General features: G+C 33.0%; 19 protein-coding genes. 2 read left to right on the forward strand and 17 right to left on the reverse strand.

Translation table 11 applies throughout. From position 1 onward, the window contains the following. Positions 1 to 103: 103 nt before the first annotated feature. The 17 genes from KA900_RS03075 to ylqF all read right to left on the reverse strand — a co-directional run bounded on the left by KA900_RS03075 (position 104) and on the right by ylqF (position 18,134). On the reverse strand, positions 104 to 880 hold the full coding sequence (locus KA900_RS03075; RefSeq protein WP_096810073.1) for a phosphatidate cytidylyltransferase: 777 nt from the start codon (positions 878 to 880) through the stop codon (positions 104 to 106). Between the two features lie 17 nt (positions 881 to 897). Beyond that, positions 898 to 1,662: an isoprenyl transferase gene (locus tag KA900_RS03080; RefSeq protein ID WP_096810076.1), complete on the reverse strand. Its 765-nt coding sequence runs from the start codon at positions 1,660 to 1,662 to the stop codon at positions 898 to 900. 230 nt (positions 1,663 to 1,892) lie between these two features. After that, the gene (gene frr / locus KA900_RS03085) at positions 1,893 to 2,447 is read right to left on the reverse strand and encodes a ribosome recycling factor (RefSeq protein ID WP_096810078.1); all 555 of its coding nucleotides are present in this window, start codon (positions 2,445 to 2,447) and stop codon (positions 1,893 to 1,895) included. 17 nt (positions 2,448 to 2,464) lie between these two features. After that, a complete protein-coding gene (pyrH, locus tag KA900_RS03090) occupies positions 2,465 to 3,187 on the reverse strand; it encodes a UMP kinase (RefSeq protein ID WP_096810080.1) in 723 nt (240 codons plus the stop codon). Positions 3,188 to 3,320: 133 nt separating this feature from the next. Beyond that, a complete protein-coding gene (gene tsf / locus KA900_RS03095) occupies positions 3,321 to 4,199 on the reverse strand; it encodes a translation elongation factor Ts (protein ID WP_096810082.1) in 879 nt (292 codons plus the stop codon). A 93-nt stretch (positions 4,200 to 4,292) separates the two neighbouring features. Beyond that, positions 4,293 to 5,084 carry a 30S ribosomal protein S2 gene (rpsB, locus tag KA900_RS03100; RefSeq protein ID WP_096810084.1) on the reverse strand — a complete coding sequence of 264 codons (792 nt, stop codon included), beginning with the start codon at positions 5,082 to 5,084 and terminating at the stop codon, positions 4,293 to 4,295. A gap of 403 nt (positions 5,085 to 5,487) precedes the next feature. Beyond that, positions 5,488 to 6,261: a GTP-sensing pleiotropic transcriptional regulator CodY gene (codY, locus tag KA900_RS03105; RefSeq protein ID WP_096810087.1), complete on the reverse strand. Its 774-nt coding sequence runs from the start codon at positions 6,259 to 6,261 to the stop codon at positions 5,488 to 5,490. Positions 6,262 to 6,284: 23 nt separating this feature from the next. Then, entirely contained in the window at positions 6,285 to 7,694 is a 1,410-nt protein-coding gene (gene hslU / locus KA900_RS03110) for an ATP-dependent protease ATPase subunit HslU (RefSeq protein WP_096810089.1), read from the reverse strand. A gap of 120 nt (positions 7,695 to 7,814) precedes the next feature. Then, complete coding sequence (hslV, locus tag KA900_RS03115) at positions 7,815 to 8,357, reverse strand: ATP-dependent protease subunit HslV (RefSeq protein ID WP_210139297.1); 543 nt, start codon at positions 8,355 to 8,357, stop codon at positions 7,815 to 7,817. A 3-nt stretch (positions 8,358 to 8,360) separates the two neighbouring features. Next, positions 8,361 to 9,251, reverse strand: coding sequence for a tyrosine recombinase XerC (gene xerC / locus KA900_RS03120; RefSeq protein WP_210139298.1), 891 nt, complete (start codon positions 9,249 to 9,251; stop codon positions 8,361 to 8,363). Between the two features lie 119 nt (positions 9,252 to 9,370). After that, complete coding sequence (gene trmFO, locus KA900_RS03125) at positions 9,371 to 10,678, reverse strand: FADH(2)-oxidizing methylenetetrahydrofolate--tRNA-(uracil(54)-C(5))-methyltransferase TrmFO (RefSeq protein WP_096810094.1); 1,308 nt, start codon at positions 10,676 to 10,678, stop codon at positions 9,371 to 9,373. A 155-nt stretch (positions 10,679 to 10,833) separates the two neighbouring features. Then, positions 10,834 to 12,900 carry a type I DNA topoisomerase gene (gene topA, locus KA900_RS03130; protein WP_115342207.1) on the reverse strand — a complete coding sequence of 689 codons (2,067 nt, stop codon included), beginning with the start codon at positions 12,898 to 12,900 and terminating at the stop codon, positions 10,834 to 10,836. A gap of 196 nt (positions 12,901 to 13,096) precedes the next feature. Then, positions 13,097 to 13,969: a DNA-processing protein DprA gene (dprA, locus tag KA900_RS03135; protein WP_115342208.1), complete on the reverse strand. Its 873-nt coding sequence runs from the start codon at positions 13,967 to 13,969 to the stop codon at positions 13,097 to 13,099. Between the two features lie 320 nt (positions 13,970 to 14,289). Beyond that, positions 14,290 to 15,198 carry a succinate--CoA ligase subunit alpha gene (sucD, locus tag KA900_RS03140; protein WP_096810099.1) on the reverse strand — a complete coding sequence of 303 codons (909 nt, stop codon included), beginning with the start codon at positions 15,196 to 15,198 and terminating at the stop codon, positions 14,290 to 14,292. A 21-nt stretch (positions 15,199 to 15,219) separates the two neighbouring features. Beyond that, positions 15,220 to 16,386, reverse strand: a complete 1,167-nt coding sequence (gene sucC, locus KA900_RS03145) for an ADP-forming succinate--CoA ligase subunit beta (protein ID WP_096810101.1) — start codon at positions 16,384 to 16,386, stop codon at positions 15,220 to 15,222. Positions 16,387 to 16,493: 107 nt separating this feature from the next. Then, a complete protein-coding gene (locus KA900_RS03150; protein WP_096810103.1) occupies positions 16,494 to 17,264 on the reverse strand; it encodes a ribonuclease HII in 771 nt (256 codons plus the stop codon). A gap of 9 nt (positions 17,265 to 17,273) precedes the next feature. After that, positions 17,274 to 18,134, reverse strand: a complete 861-nt coding sequence (ylqF, locus tag KA900_RS03155) for a ribosome biogenesis GTPase YlqF (protein WP_096810105.1) — start codon at positions 18,132 to 18,134, stop codon at positions 17,274 to 17,276. 343 nt (positions 18,135 to 18,477) lie between these two features. Between ylqF and KA900_RS03160 the strand changes: the two genes are divergently transcribed. Next, on the forward strand, positions 18,478 to 21,054 hold the full coding sequence (locus tag KA900_RS03160) for a YfhO family protein (protein ID WP_115342210.1): 2,577 nt from the start codon (positions 18,478 to 18,480) through the stop codon (positions 21,052 to 21,054). A 28-nt stretch (positions 21,055 to 21,082) separates the two neighbouring features. After that, positions 21,083 to 23,710 (forward strand): YfhO family protein, encoded by a 2,628-nt coding sequence (locus tag KA900_RS03165; protein WP_210139299.1) that lies wholly within the window; start codon positions 21,083 to 21,085, stop codon positions 23,708 to 23,710. Positions 23,711 to 23,740 lie beyond the last annotated feature (30 nt).

A 23,740-nucleotide genomic window follows, 5' to 3' on the forward strand; every position in this document is an offset into this window, starting at 1 on the left:
TTAAAAAATCAAATCACTGATAATATAATCAGTATTTAATTTATTAACTCCTTGATTTTACGATTATACAATTTTAAAAGCACATCTTTTCTTGTAAAATCACTTAAATTAAGAAAATGTTTAAAAGTGGTAACACAAACATAAAACTATCGAAACGATCTAATATACCACCATGACCGGGTAAAATTCGGCCAGAATCTTTCACGCCAAAATGGCGTTTAAAACCTGATTCTACTAAATCGCCTAACTGGCCAAACATGCTCAATACAACAGTACATAATAATAATAACCAAACCGTAATACCAAAATCCACAAAAATCATCATAATAAGTGGAACAATTAAACTACAAATAATGCCTCCTATAAAACCTTCAATGGTTTTATTAGGACTGATTACAGGCCATAATTTATGTTTGCCCATTAATCTACCGAAAATATAAGCACCAGTATCTGTAGACCAAACGATTAAGAAAGCTAATAGTATGTAATGTAATCCTTCAGATCTCGTTTCATAAAGATACATAAAGCCTATACCTACATAAGCGATAGACATAAGACAAAATGCGGCATCCATAAAGCTAAATCTATTCTTAGAAAGCACTGTATAACTTAATAAAATAAAACTCATTGCTATTAAAGATTTTAATTGAAAATCATTTACCCATGCTCCAGCTTCGTGTGGCAACATAATAATTAAAATACCTAATGCACTTATAATTCCTGGAATGGACAAAAACTTAATCATATTCATATTCAGCAATTCTTTAAGGCCAATAAACGCTAACAAATATGAAAACAACATTAAAATAAGGCCACCCTTTAACAATACAGGAAGAAAAACAATAAGTGCTATGATTGCTGTTAAAGTTCTAACTTTCATACTATTCTCCTAACCATTTATAATCCGCCAAAGCGTCTTTGCCGAGATTGATAAATTTTAATACAGTTTATTAATTCTTCTTTATCAAAATCTGGCCAAAATTTTTCATTGAAAATAAATTCACTGTAAGATACTTGCCAGATAAGAAAGTTACTAATTCGTTGTTCTCCTGAAGTTCTTATTAAAAGGTCTGGATCAGGATAACTATGTGTCATCAAATACTCGTTAATCATCTGTTCGGTTATTTGATCACTGGATGACCCCTCTGAAGATAATTTCTCATAAATTGATTTTACACTGTGAACAATTTCAGCACGTCCACCGTAATTAATTGCAAAAATTAATTTTAAACCAGTATTGGTTTTAGTCTTTTCTTTCGCTTTATCTATGGCCTCAAGCGTTGCTTTTGGCAATTCTTTTAAAAAACCAATTGTTTCAACTTTGACATTGTTTTCGATTAATTCTGGTAAAAACGTTTTTAAAAAGTTAACCGGTAAGTTCATGATATAATTGACTTCATTCTTAGGTCTCGTCCAATTTTCTGTTGAAAACGCGTAAAGTGTTAAGTACTTAATACCTAAATCACTAGCTTCTTTAGTTATTTTTTTAATTGTTTGCATACCTTGGTAATGGCCTTTGATTCTAGGCAATTTCCTTTGTTTAGCCCATCGACCATTACCATCCATAATGATAGCAACATGGTTAGGTACATTATGTAAATCTATTTCACTATTAGATTCTATAGGCTGGTTTTTTTTCTTCTTGTTTAACTTTTTAAACATGGTATTTCCTCCGAGCGTTATCATCTCTGCTTATTATTAATAGGTTTTAAATGCAATTATCTACCATTTTATCATACTAGATAAGCGCAATGAATAAACAAATAAAAAAACTGTACCAAAGTCTGATTTGATACAGTTCAGATAAATTTATAATATGCTTCTTTTCAAATCTCAAGTATTAAAAAGTTTATGCCTACTGTTGATTTGAAGTCATATCATCATTACCATGTTTATACTGACATAATATCTTGTTCTTTTTCTTCTAATAATTTATCAATGTCTTTTATAGAATCGTCAGTTATTTTTTGAACTTCATTAGTTTGAGTTCTTAAGTCATCTTCAGTGATGTCACCGTTTTTTTCTTGCTTTTTAAGCTCATCATTTGAATCACGGCGCACATTCCTAACTGCAACTTTAGAATCTTCACCAATTTTTTTAACTTCTTTTACAAGTTCTTTACGGCGTTCTTCTGTTAAGGCAGGTATACTTATACGAATAATTTCGCCATCGTTGGATGGGTTGACGCCTAAGTTTGCTGCATTAATTGCTTTTTCAATATTACCAACAGATGATTTGTCATATGGAGAAATGACTAAAAGACGTGCTTCTGGCACACTGATACTAGCAAGTTGTTGAACTGGCGTAGGTGCACCATAATAATCTACTGTAACGCCATTTAGCAAGTTTGAATTTGCTCTACCCGCACTGATATTTGCTAGTTCTCTAGATAAACTGTCAATCGATTTTTTCATTTTTGTTTTCGTGTCATTAATTATGTCACTCATTTTCATACACCTCTAAATTATTTTGTAATTAATGTTCCTATTTTTTCACCCATAACAGCACGTTTAATATTACCTTCTTCTGTTATAGAAAATACATTTAATGGAATATTGTTATCCATACAGAACGAAGATGCTGTCGAGTCCATGACTTGTAAACCTTCTTGAAGCATTTGAATATGCGTTAAGTGTTCATATTTTACTGCGTTTTCGTCTACTTTAGGGTCTGCAGAATAAACGCCATCAACATTATTTTTACCCATTAAGATAACATCTGCTTCCACTTCAGCAGCACGTAAAGCAGCAGTAGTGTCAGTAGAGAAATATGGATTCCCTATTCCAGCTGCAAAAATGACAACCCGTTTTTTCTCTAGGTGTCTGATTGCGCGTCGACGAATGTATGGTTCTGCAACTTGTTTCATTTCGATGGATGTTAAAACACGTGTATCACAATCTAATTGCTCTAGGCTATCTTGTAGCGCTAAAGCATTCATAACAGTAGCCAACATGCCCATATAATCTGCAGTACCACGGTCCATACCGAGGTCACTACCCGTTTTACCTCTCCAAATATTACCTCCACCAACAATAACTGCAATCTCACAATCCATTTTTGCAACTTCAGCTACTTGTTGAGCAACACTTTTAATAATAATCGGGTTAATTCCAAATCCATCATCGCCTGCGAGCGCTTCACCACTTAATTTTAAAACGACACGTTTATATTTAGAAGTTTGAGCCATTGTCTTATCCTCTCTATTGTAAAAATATGTATTTGATACAAGTAAAGAAGACACAGTAGGCCTTCCAATATAAAAGTAAATCTTTCATACGGCGCACAAAAGGTGTCTTCTTTCTTGTTCAAACTATGAAAAATTATTTCATTTGTCCTTTTACTTCGTCAGCAAAGTTTTCTTCACGTTTTTCCATACCTTCGCCTACTTCATAACGTACGAAGTCAACTAGTTTTCCACCTTTTGATTTCAAGAAAGCTTCAACTGTTTGGTCAGGATCTTTAACAAAGTTTTGGTCAACTGCACAAATTTCTTGTAAATATTTACGTAAACGGCCTTCAACCATTTTTTCAACAATTTTTTCTGGTTTACCTTCGTTTAATGCTTGTTGTTTTAAAACTTCTTTTTCATGAGCGATTTCATCTTCGTTAACTTGTTCTGATGAAACGTATTTAGGATTGATTGCAGCAATATGCATTGCAACATCTTTAGCAGCATCGCCATCCGTTGTACCTTCAACAACTGTTAACACACCGATACGGCCGCCCATGTGTAAATAAGAACCAAATGCATCATTGTCAGATTTTGTTCTCACAGCAAAACGACGGATACTTAATTTTTCACCGATTGTAGAGATTGCTTCTTTCATACGTTGGTCAACACTTTTACCGTCAGCTAATTCTGTTTCCAATAAAGCATCTACAGTTTCAACTTTAGTATCTAAAATTTGGATAGCAATTTCTTTGACTAACTCTTGGAAACCTTCGTTACGTGCTACGAAGTCAGTTTCAGAATTAATTTCTACAATTGCTGCTTCATTACCTCTTTCTTCAACGTGTACTAAACCTTCTGCCGCAATACGGTCAGCTTTTTTAGCTGCTTTTGCAATACCTTTTTCCCGTAGGAAATCAATTGCTTTATCGATGTCACCGTCAGTTTCTGTTAACGCTTTTTTACAGTCCATCATGCCAGCGCCAGTTTTTTCACGTAATTCTTTTACAAGTTTAGCTGAAATTGCCATTTCGTATTCCTCCATTATTTAATAAATTTTATTATATTTATTTTAAAAAAAGGTGATAAGCTTAAATATCTTATCACCCATTTTACATTATTCTTAGTTTGATTCAACAGAAGTGTTTTCTTCAGTTGTTTCTGCTTCAGTAGCTTCTTCTTTTGATTCATTCAAATCAATATTTTGTTCTGCAGCTACTTCTTCATTTGATACACCTTGTTGACCTTCTAAGATTGCATCTGCCATTTTACCAGTTAATAATTTAACGGCACGGATAGCATCATCGTTTGCAGGGATAACATAATCGATTTCATCTGGATCACAGTTAGTATCCACAATACCAACGATTGGGATGTGTAATTTACGTGCTTCAGCAATTGCGTTGCGCTCTTTACGAGGGTCAACTACAAATAATGCTTGAGGCATAGATTTCATATCACGAATTCCGCCTAAGAATTTAATTAAACGGTCATATTCTTTTCTAAGTTCTACAACTTCTTTTTTAGGTAATACTTCGAATAAGCCATCTTCTTCCATTTTTTCAATTTCAGAAATACGATTAATACGTTTTGAAATTGTTTTATAGTTAGTTAAAATTCCACCTAACCATCTTTGGTTAACGTAGAATTGACCTGCACGTTCTGCTTCAGCTTTAACTGATTCTTGTGCTTGTTTTTTCGTACCAACGAATAAAACTTTTCCGCCATCTTCTGAAATTTGTTTCATGAAGTTGTACGCTTCTTCAACTTTTTTCACTGTTTTTTGTAAGTCGATAATATAGATACCATTTCTTTCAGTGAAAATGTATCTTTTCATTTTTGGGTTCCAACGGCGTGTTTGGTGACCGAAGTGAACGCCTGCTTCTAGTAATTGTTTCATTGAAATTACTGCCATAATTAAAATCCTCCTACTGGTTTTTTACCTCCACAAAAAGCTCATATAAACACGATAATTTAATATCGCACCCTTTATACTTCTGCTTTTCGTGTGCGTATTGGCTTTATAGCCGTGAATAAATATATCATACCTATACGTATAAAGCAATAGTTCAGTTTACAATTTCTCATTAATAAGTGGCTGAGCGGTTAGTTTATGTCTCAGCCACTTATTATGTTATGAATGAATGTCAAATAGGCCTGATATGATGCTTACTCAACTCTTTGGGGGTAATTTTTAAAGACATCCTTTCTCGAAAAACTGACCCAAAAATGTCTCTTATACATAAACTTGGTTCATATCGCCTTTCAAGGAGCAAATTCAACATAAGCTTTATCCCGAGCGCTCGCTTTGTGATGAATTATTTAATTCTTTCTAATTCATCTAAGAATTTTTCTTTTTTAACTTTAATGAATGTTCCTTTCATGCCTAATGAACGGGATTCAATAACGCCTGCACTTTCTAATTTACGCAAAGCATTTACAATAACAGAACGTGTAATCCCTACTCTGTCTGCTACTTTTGAAGCAATCAATAAACCTTCTTTACCGCCTAATTCTTCAAAAATGTGTTCAATTGCTTCGCTTTCTGAATAGGATAGTGAATTAATCGCCATATTTATTGCTGCTTTATCTCGCGCTTCTTGCTCAACTTCATTGTGTTTTTCACGTAATATTTCCATACCGATAACTGTAGCAGCGTATTCACCTAACACTAAGTCATTTTCAGAAAAATCATCTTGTACACGCCCAAGCACTAATGTCCCCAATCTTTCTCCACCACCTAATATTGGAAAGATTGTTGATTTACTATCTTTAAACACGTCTTTATTTTCAGGTGGGAATACTGATAAATCACTTTCTATGCCAATGTTAGATTGCGTTTCTTTTACATCCATCAATTTATCTGTATATTCAACAGGTATATGTCGGTTTTCTAACATTTGAATAATACGTTCATTTTTTAGAAGTTCATTTAAACTTGATCCTAAAATTTTCCCTTTTCTTGATACGATAAAAACATTCGTTACCGTTACGCTACTTATCGTTTGTGCTACGTCTTTAAAATCTACAGCAATACCTTTATGTTTTTGCAAAAGTGTATTTAATTCTCTAGTTTTCGATAATAAGCTCATATTCCTACTCCTTTTTATTTATATTATAAAATAAACGCACTTAAATCTTTGTTCGTTGAAATTGATTTCAACTTATCATCAACGTATTGAGGCGTGATATCAACTACTGCATGTGGCATACTTGGTGCTTCAAATGATAAATCTTCTAACATTTTTTCAAGTATTGTATGCAACCTACGTGCACCAATATTATCAGTATCTTGGTTAACTTGGAATGCAATTTCTGCTAAACGTTTAATTGCATCTTCTGTGAAATTAACCGTAACCTGTTCAGTTTGGAGCAATGCTTCATACTGTTTAACCAGTGATAGTTTAGGCTCTGTAAGGATTCTTACAAAGTCTTCTACAGAAAGACTTTCTAATTCAACACGAATTGGGAAACGGCCCTGTAATTCTGGAATTAAATCACTTGGTTTTGAGACATGGAAAGCCCCTGCACCAATGAATAGCATATGTTCAGTATTAACAGTACCATATTTAGTTTGGACCATGCTACCTTCAAGTATAGGTAAAATGTCTCTCTGTACACCTTGACGCGAAACATCTTGGCCTGAACTTTGATTATTAGTTGCGACTTTATCTATTTCGTCAATAAAGATAATTCCCATTTGTTCAGCTAATTCGATTGCTTCTTGGTTAGCAGTTTCTTGGTCGATAAGTTCATCCGCATATTCATCTGTCAATATATTACGTGCTGTTTTAACTGGAACTTCTCTTTCAACTTTTTTCTTAGGCATTAATTGGTTCATCATATCTTGCATTTGTTGATTTTGATTTGTTCCTAGCATACCTAAAGCGCCAGGGTCTTGTTCAACTTTTAATCTAACTTTCTCTTCTTCAAGCTCGCCATTTAATAATTGTTGTTTAATCTCAGAACGTTTTGTCTTGATTTCTTCAGTTGGAGTTTCTTCTTCTTCTTCATTATTTTGACCGAAATTGGGTATTGCTCCGCCAAAAAGAGATTCTAATGGATTACTACCATTGCTATTATTAGCCTTTTTCTTCATACTGGGAACTAAAAGTTTTACTAATTTTTCATTTGCTTTGGTTCTTGCTTCGTCTTTAACTAAAGCTTTTTTCTGATCTTTAACTAATCTGATAGCGATGTCAACTAAATCTCGAACCATGCTTTCCACATCACGGCCGACGTATCCTACTTCTGTAAACTTCGTGGCTTCAACTTTAATAAAAGGTGCGCCAACAACTTTAGCCATTCGTCTCGCAATCTCTGTTTTACCTACACCCGTTGGACCAATCATCAATATATTTTTAGGTGCAATTTCTTGTTTTGCTTCGTCTGACAATAAGCTTCGTCTATATCGATTTCTTAATGCTACTGCCACTTTGCGTTTTGCATCATCTTGACCGACAATGTATTCGTTAAGTTTTGAAACGATATCTTTTGGCGTTAATTTAATACCATTCGACTCCATAGAAAAAAATACCTCCGTAACTATGAATTTCTCATTTTAAATTCCGTTATTTATTATACAATAATATTGTTGTTTACGCTCTTTTCTGCTTTATCACTTTTTACTTCAAAAATATTTTATTTAAAGTTCTTCCACGACAATTTGGTCATTAGTAAATACACATATGTCTGACGCAACTTTTAAACTTTCATAAGCCATTTCGCGTGCACTTAAATCAGTCGCGTGACGTTTTAATGCTCTACCAGCACTCAATGCGTAGTTACCGCCTGAACCAATTGCAATTAAATCATCATCTGGCGCAATAACTTCTCCAGTTCCACTAACAACAAGTATGGATTCTTTATCCATAACAATAAGCATCGCTTCTAGTTGTCTTAATTGCTTGTCGCCTCTCCATTCTTGTGCTAATTCAACTGCAGCTCTTTCTAAATTGCCGTTAAATTGTTGTAATTTTGTTTCGAATTTTTCAAATAATGTAAACGCGTCTGCAACACTACCTGCAAAGCCGGCTAATACTTTATCATTATATAAACGTCGCACTTTTCTAGCAGTTTGTTTCATAATTACTTGTTCTCCAAGTGTAACTTGACCATCACCAGCCATTGCTGAATGACCGTTATGTTGGACTGCAAAGATGGTCGTAGCATGAATAGATGTACTCATATACTAATTCTCCTTTTTTGCACGAGGATGTGCATTTAAATATACTTTTTTCAACTGTTCATTAGTAACATGTGTATAACGACTTGTAGTCGATAAATTAACATGACCTAATAATGATTGCACGGTACGTAAATCCGCGCCTTGATTGAGCATATGTGTTGCAAATGTGTGTCTTAATTTATGTGGATGTATATCAGTCACGCCTGCTGTCCGTTTCACTACATCGTTCAACACATAACGAACGCCACGCTCAGTAATTGGCGCACCGTTCATATTGACTAGCAAATAATCGTTCTCATTCCCTTTTTTCGGGCTAAATGATTCTAAATAATGTTCAATACTTTGCTTACAAAACTCTCCAAATGGGATAAAACGTTCTTTGCCACCTTTACCTAAAACCTTAACACCTGGCAAGTTCATATCCAAATCTTGTTCTTTTATATTAACTAACTCTGAAACTCTAATGCCAGTTGCATATAAAAGTTCCAAAATCACACGATCTCTCAAACCTTTTTTTAGGTCTTTTTCTACTGTATGAAATAATGCTTCCATTTCTTCTTCATAGAAAAAATGTGGTAAATATTGTTCTTTCTTAGGATGTACTAATTGTATAAATGGATTTATGACGTTTTCGTCTTGAACCATCCAGTATTCGTAAAAACTTCTCAGCGTAGAAATTTTACGAGAAACTGATGTTCTTTTCAAGTTTTTTGAATATAAATAACTCAAGTAGTTTCTGGCATCTTTATATTCAAATGTTTTTAAGCTTAAATATTCTTGGTTTAAAAAGTCATTAAATTGCTCTAAATCATCATAGTATGATTTCAAAGTATGCTCTGAAAATTGACGTTCTACTTTAAGCATGTATAGATATGCTTGCTGGATTTCTTCCAATAAAAACCCCTCCATCAACATAAATTGTAGCATATCGATAGAGGGAACTGCGAAACATAACTATTAAATTGAGGAAAACTTTCTTAATTTTCTGAAACAACATAGATTAGTTATAAATTCTACAATGTTTGTTTATAATTATCTAAATATGTTAATGCTCTGTGAGCAAGTTGTTCATAACGGGCTTTTTTATCTTTAATTTTTTCGTCTAAAGATGGTAATAAACCAAAATTAGCATTCATTGGCTGGAAGTTTTTTTCGTTTTTCGCATGTGAAATATAATAAGCCATGCTGCCTAGCATCGTTTCTCTAGGAAAAATAACTTTCCCTTTATTTTCGATTTTATGAGCGACATTGATACCAGCGATTAAACCACTTGCAGCACTTTCTACGTAGCCTTCTACGCCAGTCATTTGACCAGCGAAATGAAGTTTTTCTCTTCCTTTTAATTCATAAGTTTCAGTTAAAACGTCTGGAGAATTGATAAAAGTATTTCTATGCATGACACCATATCTAACAATTTCAACATTTTCTAAGCCTGGGATTAGTTTGAGCACTTCTTTTTGAGCACCCCACTTCAAATGCGTTTGGAAACCTACTAAGTTATACAATGTTCCTGCTGCATCATCTTGCCGTAACTGCACAATTGCATACGGAAGTTCTCCAGTTCTAGGATTTTCCAACCCTACTGGTTTCATAGGTCCGAATAACAATGTTTTGCGCCCACGTGCTGCCATAACTTCAAAAGGCACACACCCTTCAAAATATTTTTCTTTTTCGAACTCATTTACTGGCGCTACTTCAGCTTCTAGCAATGCATCGTAGAATCGATTAAATTCATCTTCAGTCATTGGACAATTCAAATAAGCAGCTTCACCTTTATCATAACGAGATTTTAAATAAACTTTATCCATATCAATACTATCTTTTTCAACTATAGGCGCTGCTGCATCATAAAAGTATAATTGGTCTTTACCAGTAACTTCTACAATTTCAGTCGCTAGTTGGTTAGTTGTTAATGGTCCAGTTGCAATAATAGTATAACCCTCTGGTATACTGTTTATTTCTTCATTGATTACAGTTATGTTAGGATGCTTTTTTAATGTGTCAGTAATGTAACCAGCAAAATCGTGTCGATCAACAGCTAACGCACCACCGGCTGGAACACGTGCTTTATCAGCTGCAGTAATGATGAGTGAACCCATGCGCCTCATTTCTTCTTTCAATACACCAACAGCATTAGTCAATGCGTTACCACGTAATGAATTAGAGCAGACTAGTTCGGCAAATTTATCTGTATGATGTGCTGGCGTTTGCTTCACCGGTCTCATTTCAATTAAATTCACCTTTATACCTCTTTGAGCTAATTGGTATGCCGCTTCTGAACCAGCTAGACCAGCCCCTATAACATTGACAATTTGAGACATTTATTTTCCCCCTATACACAAAAATAGCAACTACGATTTTTTATTATAATATTAATAACATACATCTATGTTATAAAATATGAATCGTAAGTTGCTAATAACTATTAAAAAATGAAATTGTTACACTTTTCTAATAATCAATTTATATATAATTGTTATTTTTGCTCTTCTTCTTTGTAATCACAATTTGAGCAAATAACCTGACTTTTACGCCCTTGTTTTTTTTCAACTAAGTAATGCTTACATTTTGGACAGTCACGGCCGATTGGTTTATCCCAAGTTACAAAGTCACATTCTGGATATTTAGAGCATCCGTAAAAAATACGATTCTTTTTAGATTTTCGTTCAACAACGTCGCCTTCTTTACATTTTGGGCATGTTACTCCGATTGTTTTAACGATAGCTTTTGTATTTCTACAATCAGGGAAATTGGAACATGCCATAAATTTTCCATATCGACCCATTTTTATAACCATAGGTGCACCACAAACTTCACAATCTTCACCGGCAGGTTCATCTTTAATTTCAATTTTTTCCATTTCTTCTTCTGCACGCTCTACATCTTGCTTAAAGCTGCTATAAAAATCAGAAATAACTTTCTTCCAAGCAATTTCTCCTTCGGCCACTTTATCTAATAGCGTTTCCATATTAACTGTAAAGTCTACATCGATAATTTCAGGGAAATATTCTTTAACTTGCTCATGTACAATTTCACCTAACTCAGTTGGTACAAAGCGTTTGCTTTCATTCTTAACATAATTTCTTTTTTGAATTGTATCAATAGTTGGTGCATAAGTAGATGGGCGACCGATTTTCATTTCTTCTAACGTTTTTACGAGTCTTGCTTCCGTATAACGTGGTGGGGGTTGAGTAAAATGTTGTGAAGGTTCAATTTGAGTTGCAGTTACCATTTCACCTTCATCGATATTAGGTAATTTATTTTCTTTACCTTCATCACTGTCATCTTTTGTCTCAACGTATAAAGTCATAAATCCTTTGAATTTAATTGTTTGGCCATTTGCACGGAATTTTAAATCGTTCTGTGTTAAATCTAATGCTACTGTGTCTAAAATAGCTGGAGCCATTTGACTTGCAACGAATCGCTCCCAAATAAGTTTATATAGTCTATGTTGATCTCTAGTCAAGTAACTTTTCATTTCATTAGGTGTACGTAAAGTACTTGATGGTCTAATAGCTTCGTGAGCATCTTGATCTCCTTGACCTTTGGCCTTGCGATTCGAAGTATAATTATCACCATAAGTTTCTTTAATATAATCCTTTGCTTCATTCTTAGCTTGATCAGAAATTCTTGTAGAATCCGTACGCATATATGTGATTAAACCAACCGTACCTTGTTTCTTCAAGTCAATACCTTCATACAGTTGTTGTGCAAGCATCATTGTTTTACGCGCTTTAAAGTTTAATTTTCTCGCCGCTTCTTGTTGCAGCGTCGAGGTCGTAAAAGGATTAGCAGGATAACGCGTCTTTTCTTTTTTAGTTACTTTCGTTACTTCAAATTGATCTCCATCTAACTGGGACGTTATTGTTTCAACATCGTTTTTGTTTGTTAATTTGTATGGTTTATTTTTGTAATGAAGGAATTTAGCATTGAATTTTGATTTTTTGTATCTAAATTCGCCCTCAATTTTCCAATATTCTTCTGGTTTGAAATTTCTAATTTCATTTTCTCTATCTATCACTAATCTCAAAGCGACTGATTGTACGCGACCAGCAGAAAGACCTTTTTTTACTTTTTTCCATAAAACAGGAGAAATATTATATCCAACTAAACGGTCTAATATTCTTCTTGCTTGTTGAGCATCAACAAGTTCCATCTCAATGCCTCTTGGATGTTTAAAACTTTCTTTCACAGCATCCTTTGTTATTTCATTAAATACTACTCTATTTTCAGTTGAATCTTCTAAGTCTAATATGTTTGCCAAATGCCAAGCAATTGCCTCACCTTCACGGTCAGGGTCACTTGCTAAGAATATTTTTTTAGCTTTCTTAGCATGTTTTTTTAATTCTTTAACAACAGGACCTTTGCCGCGTATAGTAATATATTTGGGTTCATAGTCATTTTCTACATCTACGCCCATTTGGCTTCTCGGCAAATCTCTTACATGCCCCATAGATGCGATAACTTTATATTTTTTACCTAAATATTTTTCAATGGTTTTAGCTTTTGCAGGCGATTCAACTATGACTAAATTTTCTGCCAAAGTAGTTACCCCCTTGCATTTCTAATTACAAAGATAAATGATAAACGGTCTATTTTGTTTTTGTCAATGTTTTTAATTTTAAATTTATTTAATCACAGGAATAATTAGGTTTAAAATTAAGAAAAGTCATCGTTTATTCACATGTTATCACTGGCTGTAAATTTGAGCTTTAACGCATGCAAATAACCACAGAGAATTAATGATAATCTTCTATGATATCTTTTGCAGATATTACGATTTTGGCGCCTTCTTGCGCACTAATTAAATTACCCATTGTCATTTTATTAAATATTGACCCTGGTAAAACATACACTTCTCTATTTTGATCTAATGCACAATTTGTTGTTATAGATGTTCCACTATTGATTGTCGATTCTGTAATTAAAACACCTTTTGATAGACCACTAATAATTCTATTTCTTTCTGGAAAGTGATGTTTGAGTGGTTTTTGATATGGTAAGTATTCGCTAACGACTAATCCTTTTTGCTCCAGTTGCTTTCTGATAACGTATGTTGTCTTAGGATAATGGTTTAAGTGTCCAAATCCTAAAACTGCTATTGCAGGCATATGGTGCGCTAAAGCGTGTTGATGTGCTAATTTATCCGCGCCTTCTGCCAAGCCAGAAACAATTGTTAAATTTCTCTTTTTAAATGAAGGAAAAAGAATCCTTAAGGCCTCGTTTGTATAACTTGTAGCTTGCCTAGAACCAACAACCGCAAGACTTTGTGCATTTTGTGCCAATGATAGGTTTCCTTTATAAAAAAGTATAAGTGGAGGCTCAAATATTTCACGGAGTAAATTTGGATACGCAGTGTTTTTGATTCCGATGAATTTTACTTTCCACCTATCTAATTGTAATAAAATAGATTCGATATCATGCTTAATAAAATTATCATATATACTCATTTTTTTCGTTGATTTAATTTTAGTTAAATACAATTTCAACTTATACTGCTGTTCTCTCTTATTGTAAGAGCCAAAATCACATTCATAATTAAATAATTGATGTATTTGTCTCGTTGTCATTCCTGCAAAGCGTAACTTTAAGTATAGATGATTAATGTCCATTTATCGCTCTCCTTTATAACCTTATTATAAAGTAAAACGGCATAAAAACGGGTTACAAATTAGATTCATTTAAACAAGAAATGTAATCTATTTTTAAGAAGTAATTTTATAATTAATCAAAACCATAACCCAAATGCCCAAATCAATCAATAAAATAGACCTATCCAAAATTAATTTCAGCTACAACGCATGCTGAATTATTTTTGGATAGGCCTATGTATTTTTTACACGTGAAAACAGGGTGAACAACCCCACTTAAAATAGCACAAACTCCAACATATGTTGGAATTTGTGCTGGTTTTAATTTGATGCATTCATTATTACTGTTTGACAGTAAGTAACTGTTCATATATGCCTACTTCTTTAGCAGCTTCGATTAATGTTGTGCCAATTTCAGATGGTGTATCTGCAGTTTTCACACCACAACTATTAAGCGTTTTGATTTTCTCTTCTGCAGTTCCTTTACCGCCTGAGACAATAGCACCTGCGTGGCCCATACGTTTTCCTGGAGGTGCAGTTTGACCACCTACGAAACCTACAACTGGTTTGTCCATATTATCTTTAATCCATTCAGCAGCTTCTTCTTCTGCTGTGCCACCAATTTCACCAATCATTACAACTGCTTTTGTTTCATCGTCTTCATTAAATTGCTTTAATACATCAATAAAATTCGTACCATTGACCGGGTCTCCGCCAATACCCACTGCTGTTGTTTGACCAATGCCTTCTTCTGTCAATTGGTGTACTGCTTCATAAGTCAATGTACCTGAGCGTGAAACTACGCCCACATGACCTTTTTTATGAATATAACCTGGCATGATACCAATTTTACATTCATCAGCAGTAATAACACCTGGACAGTTCGGCCCAATAACACGTGTTTTCTTACCTTCTGAATAACGTTTCACCTTAACCATATCAATTACTGGAATATGTTCAGTAATACAAATCGCTAAGTCTAATTCAGCTTCTATACATTCTAAAATAGCATCTGCTGCAAATGGCGCAGGTACATAGATTACCGAAACCGTTGCACCAGTTTCTTGTTTAGCTTCTTCAACTGTATTAAAAACAGGCACGCCTTCTACTACCTGTCCGCCTTTACCTGGAGTTACCCCTGCAACAATTTGTGTACCATATTCAAGCATTTGTTTTGTATGGAAAAGTGCAGTAGATCCTGTGATACCTTGTACAATTACTTTTGTATTTTTATCTATCATTACGCTCATCTTAGCGTTCCCATCCTTTCCTTACGCTTCTTTTACAAGTTTTACGATTTTTTGTGCGCCTTCTGCCATTGTTGCAGCTGGTTCAATTGCTAATCCAGATTCTTTAAGGATTTCTTTACCTCTTTCAACATTTGTACCTTCTAAACGTACAACAAGTGGTAGTGTAAGTTCTACTTCTTTAACTGCAGCAACAATGCCTTCTGCGATAATGTCACATTTCATTATGCCGCCGAAGATATTTACAAAGATACCTTTTACATTTTTATCTCCTAAGATGATTTTAAATGCTTCAGTAACTTTTTCTTTAGTTGCGCCGCCCCCTACGTCAAGGAAGTTCGCTGGGTTTCCACCAAAGTGGTTGATTGTATCCATCGTTGCCATTGCTAAACCAGCACCATTTACCATACAACCAATGTCACCATCTAAAGCAATGTATGATAAATCATACTTAGAAGCTTCAATTTCTTTTGGATCTTCTTCTTCTAAATCGCGTAATTCTTGGATATCTTTATGTTTGAATAATGCATTATCATCAAAATTAAGTTTTGCGTCTAACGCAAGTACTTGACCATCACCAGTTGTCACTAGTGGGTTAATTTCTACAATAGAACAATCTTTTTCTATAAATACATTATAAAGTGATACTAAAAATTTAGCTGCTTTATTGATGGATTCTTTAGGAATATTAATGTTGAAAGCAATTCTTCTTGCTTGATAAGGCGCTAAACCAACAACTGGATCAATCGTTTCTTTAAAGATTTTTTCAGGTGTCTCAGCAGCAACTTTTTCAATTTCAGTACCGCCTTCTTCTGAAGCCATCAATGTTACTCTGTCAGTTGCACGGTCAATTACAAATCCAACATAATATTCTTTTTGAATATCGCAGCCTTCTTCTATGTAAAGGCGTTTAATTTCTTTACCTTCTGGACCCGTTTGATGTGTCACTAAGGTTTTACCTAACAATTCCTTTGCATATGTTTCCACTTCAGAAAGTGATTTTGCAATTTTAACACCGCCTGCATTACCTCTACCCCCAGCGTGTATTTGTGCTTTTACAACATATACATTTGAATCTAATTCTTTTGCTTTTTCCACTGCTTCATCTGCAGTGAATGCTACGCGTCCTTCTGGGACAGCAACGCCCATTGAACGAAATATTGCTTTACCTTGATACTCGTGGATATTCATTCTCCATCCTCCTGTTTCTTAGGTTAAGTTCACCTTTAATTATAGGAAATGAAAGCGCTATTGTAAACTCATTTAAACTACTTATTTCAATTCTTTTAATTTTATGATTATTTATAAAGTGATTTAATTGGTTCAAAAGTTTTTCGGTGTTCATTTAAAATCCCATACTGCTTAATTCCATCTAAATGTTGTTGTGTTCCATATCCAACGTTTTTTTCAAAACCATATCCGGGGCTTTTTTGAGCAAGTTTAATCATGTAACGATCTCTATTCTCTTTAGCTAAAACACTTGCTGCAGCTATCGATACACTTTTAGCATCTCCTTTAATTAATGATGTCTGCGGTATATCAGTCTCTAATGTCATTGCATCAATAAGAAGATGCGTCGGTTTTACTGGTAGCCCGTCAATCGCCCGATTCATTGCTAATTTTGTAGCTTCATAAATATTAATTTGATCAATTTCTTCAACAGATGCATAACCAAAAGCATACGCGTACAAATCTTCTAGTAATTGACTTTCCAACATTTTACGTTTTTTTGATGAAAGTTGTTTTGAATCATTAAGACCGGTAAACTGATGACCGCTATTTAAAATAACGGCACATGCTACAACTGGCCCAGCAAGTGGTCCTCTACCAACTTCATCAATACCGCAAACAAAAGCATTGTTATCTTTTTCTAATATTTGTGTTTCATAATAAGACATTGCTTCATATTGCTTTACCAATTGTTGGGCTTTGTCTAATTGTTTAAGTCGAGTCGCTATCGCTTTTTGAACTCCTATACGTTTGTCCATAAAATATGCTTGTTGTTGAATTGCTTTAATAGACTGAAGTTGAGTTAAATGTGCTTTAATTTCTTTTATTGTCTGTTTCATATTCTAAGGTTACACATCCATTTCTTTAATTACATCAAATGTGTAAGTGCCAATTTTAGCGTTTCTAACTTCATGAATAATTAAATCAATTACCGCTTCGTAATCCACTTCGTTCCCACTACGTAATAATCCCCTACGACGTCCGATAGCATCGAACCATTCAATGTTTTCCGCTTCTATAGCAACATCAACTTTATAGTGGTTTTTAAGCCCTTCATAGTCGTGTTCCTTTAAGAATTCTAAACCATAGATGGCAACTTCATCTAAATGAACAATACTATCTTTAATTGCACCCGTAATACTTAATTTTTTTCCTACTAATTGGTCTTCAAATTTAGGCCATAAAATCCCCGGCGTATCTAACAACTGAAGTGAATTACCGATTTTAATCCATTGTTGTTGCTTTGTTACTCCAGGTGTATTACCTGTTTTAGCAATAGATTTATGCGCTAATTTATTAATTAATGTAGACTTGCCTACATTTGGGATGCCGACAATCATAGCTCTAATTGCACGTGGTTTTAAACCCTTTTTCTTTTCACGTTCAAATTTTTCTTGTGTCGCTTTAATAGCAGCTTGCTCTACTAATTTCAAACCTTTACCATGCTTAGCGTCGATTGCAACTGGGTAATACCCTTTACACTTGAAATATGATTCCCATTTTTCTAATTCTTTTAAATTTGCCATATCTTTTTTATTTAAGATCACAACTCTTGGTTTTTGCTGTATGACTTCATCAATCATTGGATTACGTGAACTATAAGGAATACGAGCATCTACAAGTTCAAATACAACATCTACTTTTTTTAATTGTTCAGCAACTTCGCGTTTTGCTTTTGCCATGTGGCCTGGATACCATTGGATTACCATTTGCTTCACCTTTCTTATACTGTATTTTCAATATTTTAAAATTTATTCCTCTATTATTTGACCTTAAAATGATAACATGTTGCTCGATTAAAGATAAATAAAAATTTTGCTTTACTTTACGATGATAATCACTATTTTACAGTATTTTTTTGTTGTAAGCTCTAATTAATTAAATCATTGTATCATTAGTACTGAATTTACATCTTCAACGCGTTGTAATGATTTAAATATATTTTTAAAATCACTATTATTTAATATAGATAAAATAATAGTAATTTTTATCAATCATTCAAAAAAATGGTTACAATAGAATTAAATTGACTTAAATTACAGGAGATTATTCATGAAAAGGATACTTATTTACATAATACTAAGCTTTATATTAGCAATCATTGGTCATGGATATGTTATTTACAGATTTATTAGTGATGGTATTTTATTTACTGGTCCTAATGATGGTATGGAGCAAATGGTACCTATTCAAATGTATTTATATGATAAATGGAGTCAAGGACAATGGTTTTACGCAACTGATTTCGGTTTAGGTGGAGATTTTTTCACTGACTTAAGTTATTATTTTTCAACAAATATCTTGTTTATATTAAACGTTTTATTTATCTTTGCGGTGGATTTATGCTTTCATTTAAATACACAAGATGTGATGTTTTGGATGACAAACGCAATTGTTATCTCAATCATTAAATCTAGTTTAGCTATGTTAGCAACATTTGGTTTTGTACGAAGAATAACTAATAATACAATTATTTCCTTACTGACTTCATACATTTTTGTCATATCACCTATTTATTTTAGGTTTACTGTATATTGGCCCTTTTTTAGTGATATTTTTATATTATTGCCTCTATTATTATGGTCTATTGAATTATATTTACAAAAAGGAAAAAAGGGTATATTTATTTTGATAGTAACCTTATCCTTAATTAATAATTTTTATTTTGCTTATTATCAATTAGTAGTAGGTTTAATTTACTTTATAGCTAGATTGATTTTTAAACATAGACACGACATAATCCCTAGATTCAAAGCCATATATACATTATCTACGGCTGCGCTATTGTCTCTTGGATGTAGCCTTTTCTTTTTTTATCATGGGATACAAGCTTATTTAAATAATAGACGTATACCTTTTGATGGAAACGTAGACGCCTTTGAACCATTTAATCAAAATACCAACTTGTTTTACGATAATTATTTAATTGTCATTTTATATATAGTGATACAAGCTTTGTTATCATTTAAGCTTTATAAACATTTTTATTTTAAACTTTTTGCTATTTTTATGATTATGTCCATAGGTGCTCATTTTTTACCATTTGTCGACCAGTTATTTAACGGGTTTTCTGCGCCTCAAAAAAGATGGCATTATTTAATTGCTTTTAATGCTGCAATGCTCATGGGGTTATACGCAAAATATTTTAGTACATTAACTATCAAAAACTACATATTTTCTTCAATAGTAAGTTTAGGTTTTGTTTTTGTCAGTGCATGGGTCTATGATACATATGTATCCTGGCTATGGTTTACACCGATTGTCAGTTTAGTTGGTTTATTAGTATTATGCGTCAAAGCGTCCATTTATCGTAATAAATTATCTTATTTTTACTATATTGCCATAATGATTCTTGCAACATTAGTAGCGGATGTTTTTATACGAAATCAAATTTATTTTGAAGATCACGTTGAACGTGCAAATAATGATTATGTTAATGCAAGTCTTTTTAATACGCCATTACAACATCAATTAGTATCTCAAATGAACTATTCTAAATCAGAAGACGAACGTATCGATTGGCGTGTTAATGAACAAGATAATACACCAATGTACCAATTTTTTAAAGGTACAAGTATATACTCAAGTATTTTTGACCATAACATTTTAGATTATTATTATGACGCGTTAAAAATCAATTTACAATCTGAATCTGTAAGCAGATATCAATCTACTAATGGTAGACAAAATATTAATAGTTTATTTTCAATTAAATATTTAATGTTAAAAGATTATCAAGATAACGTGCCTGCGTATTTTAAAAAAGTTGAAAGTAAAGGACAATACCAAATTTATGAAAATACTTTAAATTTACCTTCAGTCAAAGTAACCAACCATTTATATGATGCTCAAAAATTAAAGACGCCTATTGATAGAGAACATGCAATGTTAGATGGTGTCATTATCAATGATAAAGGGAAATCATACACTGATAATGCCAATAATCTTAAAAATAGTACTGATATATCATCCAAAAATATAGATTTTAGGGATAATAACCAGATTTATCTGCCTCAATCAAATGGCAGCATACAAATACACGTACCTAGTGATTTAAGAGAACGCTATACAGACTTTTATTTAACTTTGAAAATCAGACGCGGTCAACCCGATAGTAATTACACGATTAATATTAATAATTATGCCAATCAGCGTTTATATAATAATTCAACGTATAAAACTGGGGTCGAAACTCAATTATATAGGACGCAACCAGATGAAAATGGTAATATTAATATTACGCTTAGCCCAAATGGAAACTATCATTTTAAAATTCTAAGCCTTCATGGTGAAAACTATAATAAGCTTAAACGTGCGTTTAAGTTACAACAAAACAACCACTATAAAGATATTAAAAATGGCGTTAAGATGACATTAGCGCCGCATCAAAAAGGCATCGCGACGGTTAATATACCTTTTCGTGACAGTATGATAGCTTATGTAGATCATAAAAAGGTAAAACCTATAAAAGTCAATTATATGATGACAGGTATCCCTGTTTCAGAAAATGATAGCAACATAGTTATTAAATACCGCCCTAAATATTGGTTTACAATGATTACAATTTCAGCTATATGTATCGTAATAAGTGTTTTTTGGTGTTTAATCAAAAAATTTAAATTTAAATAAAGGAGTTTGTCTGAGATGAGGTATGACCATGTTTCATAGACTTTGGTCTCACAAATTAACAAGATTTTTATGTATTTTTTTAATGGGAATAGCAGTAGCATTATTAACTTTCACACCGCATATTTACCACTATTTGACTCAGGGTATTGTCTTTAGCGGTAATGGCGATGGCTTTAGACAAATGATGCCTTTTCAAATGTATCTGTACGAACATGTTAGTCAATTCAAAAGTTTTTATGATCATTCTTTTGGTTTAGGTGGAGACTACATCAAAGATTTATCTTATTATTATGCGACCTCACCATTTGTGATGATAAACTTTTTATTTGTCTGGCTTACCGAGTCCGTATTTAACAGTAACCCTAGTAATATTACATATTGGGCAAGTAACCAATTAATTGTCGCTTTCTGTAAAGGCGTCGTTACTTTTATCCTAGCCTTTTATTTATTTAATTATATAAGACTTAAATATTACACATCTTTTTTAGGTGCAATGTTATACGCCGCATCAACAACCCTGGTTTATTTTAATTTTACTTGGTCGTATTATGGTGATTTATTTATATTTCTTCCACTATCCATATTAGCGATTGAAAGGTTCTATAAAGAAAAGAAAATAGGCTTGTTTATTTTTGCGATTGCCTTAACACTTTTTTCAAATTTTTACTTCAGTTATTATGAAGCTATCGTTATCTTTGCTTACTTTTTATATAGGTGTATATTCCCGCATGCTAAGGACATCGTTTCTAGAAAGCAACAACTATGGATGATTCCAACAGCCGTTTTATTGAGCACTTTAATTGGCATCTGGGGCTTTTATACAGGCGTTTCTTCTTTTTTAAATAATGATAGGGTGAGTAATCCTCATTTTGATTATGGCCTTATCACAGACTTTGCACGGCAAAAACATTTTTTTACAAATGGATTTTATATTACTGTTTCAATTATAGCAGTGGTTGCATTATTATCTTTTAAACTATACAAACATTACTATTATAGATTATTTGCGATTGCAACTTGGATCATGCTTCTGGGATCATTAACCCCGCTTTTCGATAGTATGTTCAACGGCTTTTCAACGCCAGAACGTCGTTGGGTTTATATTTTTGCACTTACCACAGCAGGCCTAATTGCATTATTTATTCAACATCTTTCGGAATTAACATTAAAATCATATATTTTAGCCTGTAGTCCTGTGTTGGTTATCATGTTGGTGATGCAATTCATCGTTAAAGAACAAGAAATGTCATGGATGCTGATATGTTTTATCCTAATGATACTTATTAGCGTTTTGCTTTATAAAAAATCTTTATTCAAATCAAAATGGCCGTATGTTGCCATTATATCGTTATTCATTATTCAACAAAGTTTTATTTTAGCAAATAATTATGTTAATAATATTCAAAAATACGAATCAACTATTTCTTCAATGCATGACTCAAAATATAAAAGCCCAGCGTTAGCAAAAAAAATAGAATCTATCAAAAAAGGTCATGATAATCCTCTCAGTAGAATTGATTATATGTCACAATATGGGTTGAATTCACCCATGCTTTATCATTTCAACGGTATCGCATTGTACTCTAGTATTTTTGATGGAGATATTTTAAATTATTATGATAAAACGTTACAAATCAATATGCATACAGATAAAAATAGTACATATCGCTTACTTTCCAATAGAGCGAACTTAATGGCACTTTGGGACGTAAATGACCGTATTCGTCGTCCAAAAGACATGAATATGCCTTATGGTTTCTCTAAACAAGATATTATCAAGCATTCTGATGAAGCATCATTTCTTCATTCAGTTAATAAAATCGACTATCCTAGTGCACATATAACTAAAAAAGTGTTTAACAAAAACGATCTCGACTCTCCTTTAGATAGAGAACAAGCTATGTTACAAGGTGTGGTATTTGAAAACAATAACAAAGCCACTATTAACCAAAATTTTACGCCAAACAAAAATTTATTAAACCAAGCTTCATCTAAATTGATTAACGCGCAGTATATCCAAAACAACAAACTAAATGTAACCAAAGACCAAGGTGGCATCAAATATCAACTACCCTCCTCTATAGCAAATCAATATAAGGATTTATATGTAGAAATGGATGTTGAATTGCTAACACCAGATAAAGCACATGATGTGGGCGTGAATGAGTACAATCAACAGCGAAACAAATTAACATATAAATACCGACGTTTCGTTACTCCCATTACAATGCGTGTTAAATCAACTGAGGATTTAAATATCAAATTATCTAAAGGTACTTATCGATTTAATATTAAAGGCATTTACGGTGAAAATTACAATACTTTAAACCAAGCACGTAAACAATTAAATTCTGTGAAAGTTTCACAAAACGCAAGCGGTTATAAGGTTGAAAAAAATAAAAATGACGAAGGTTATCTCGTATTACCAATGGCTTATAGAGATGGCATGAAGGCATATACAGATAATGGAAAAGATTTACCTGTTAAGCAAGGAAATGGAATTATGACTGTGATTCCAGTAGAACAGGGACATGAGACGATCAATCTTAAATATACGCCCCCTCATACATGGAAATTGATTATTATAAGTATTATTGGCATCATCTTAAGTTTCATATTTACAAAATGGCTTAACCCTCAAAAACAAAATAATTAATATAAAAAAGAAGCGATTCCTTTTAGGAAT

This window comes from Staphylococcus sp. GDY8P120P (genome assembly GCF_017892065.1).
Lineage (GTDB): Bacteria > Bacillota > Bacilli > Staphylococcales > Staphylococcaceae > Staphylococcus > Staphylococcus nepalensis.

What these genes read in the sequence shown, in the direction of transcription:
- KA900_RS03075 (WP_096810073.1), bottom strand. Translation starts at nt 880, where the DNA reads ATGAAAGTTAGAACTTTAACAGCAATCATAGCACTTATTGTTTTTCTT.
- KA900_RS03080 (WP_096810076.1), bottom strand. Translation starts at nt 1,662, where the DNA reads ATGTTTAAAAAGTTAAACAAGAAGAAAAAAAACCAGCCTATAGAATCT.
- frr (WP_096810078.1), bottom strand. Translation starts at nt 2,447, where the DNA reads ATGAGTGACATAATTAATGACACGAAAACAAAAATGAAAAAATCGATT.
- pyrH (WP_096810080.1), bottom strand. Translation starts at nt 3,187, where the DNA reads ATGGCTCAAACTTCTAAATATAAACGTGTCGTTTTAAAATTAAGTGGT.
- tsf (WP_096810082.1), bottom strand. Translation starts at nt 4,199, where the DNA reads ATGGCAATTTCAGCTAAACTTGTAAAAGAATTACGTGAAAAAACTGGC.
- rpsB (WP_096810084.1), bottom strand. Translation starts at nt 5,084, where the DNA reads ATGGCAGTAATTTCAATGAAACAATTACTAGAAGCAGGCGTTCACTTC.
- codY (WP_096810087.1), bottom strand. Translation starts at nt 6,261, where the DNA reads ATGAGCTTATTATCGAAAACTAGAGAATTAAATACACTTTTGCAAAAA.
- hslU (WP_096810089.1), bottom strand. Translation starts at nt 7,694, where the DNA reads ATGGAGTCGAATGGTATTAAATTAACGCCAAAAGATATCGTTTCAAAA.
- hslV (WP_210139297.1), bottom strand. Translation starts at nt 8,357, where the DNA reads ATGAGTACATCTATTCATGCTACGACCATCTTTGCAGTCCAACATAAC.
- trmFO (WP_096810094.1), bottom strand. Translation starts at nt 10,678, where the DNA reads ATGTCTCAAATTGTCAATGTTATAGGGGCTGGTCTAGCTGGTTCAGAA.
- dprA (WP_115342208.1), bottom strand. Translation starts at nt 13,969, where the DNA reads ATGGACATTAATCATCTATACTTAAAGTTACGCTTTGCAGGAATGACA.
- sucD (WP_096810099.1), bottom strand. Translation starts at nt 15,198, where the DNA reads ATGAGCGTAATGATAGATAAAAATACAAAAGTAATTGTACAAGGTATC.
- sucC (WP_096810101.1), bottom strand. Translation starts at nt 16,386, where the DNA reads ATGAATATCCACGAGTATCAAGGTAAAGCAATATTTCGTTCAATGGGC.
- KA900_RS03150 (WP_096810103.1), bottom strand. Translation starts at nt 17,264, where the DNA reads ATGAAACAGACAATAAAAGAAATTAAAGCACATTTAACTCAACTTCAG.
- ylqF (WP_096810105.1), bottom strand. Translation starts at nt 18,134, where the DNA reads ATGGTAATCCAATGGTATCCAGGCCACATGGCAAAAGCAAAACGCGAA.
- KA900_RS03160 (WP_115342210.1), top strand. Translation starts at nt 18,478, where the DNA reads ATGAAAAGGATACTTATTTACATAATACTAAGCTTTATATTAGCAATC.
- KA900_RS03165 (WP_210139299.1), top strand. Translation starts at nt 21,083, where the DNA reads ATGTTTCATAGACTTTGGTCTCACAAATTAACAAGATTTTTATGTATT.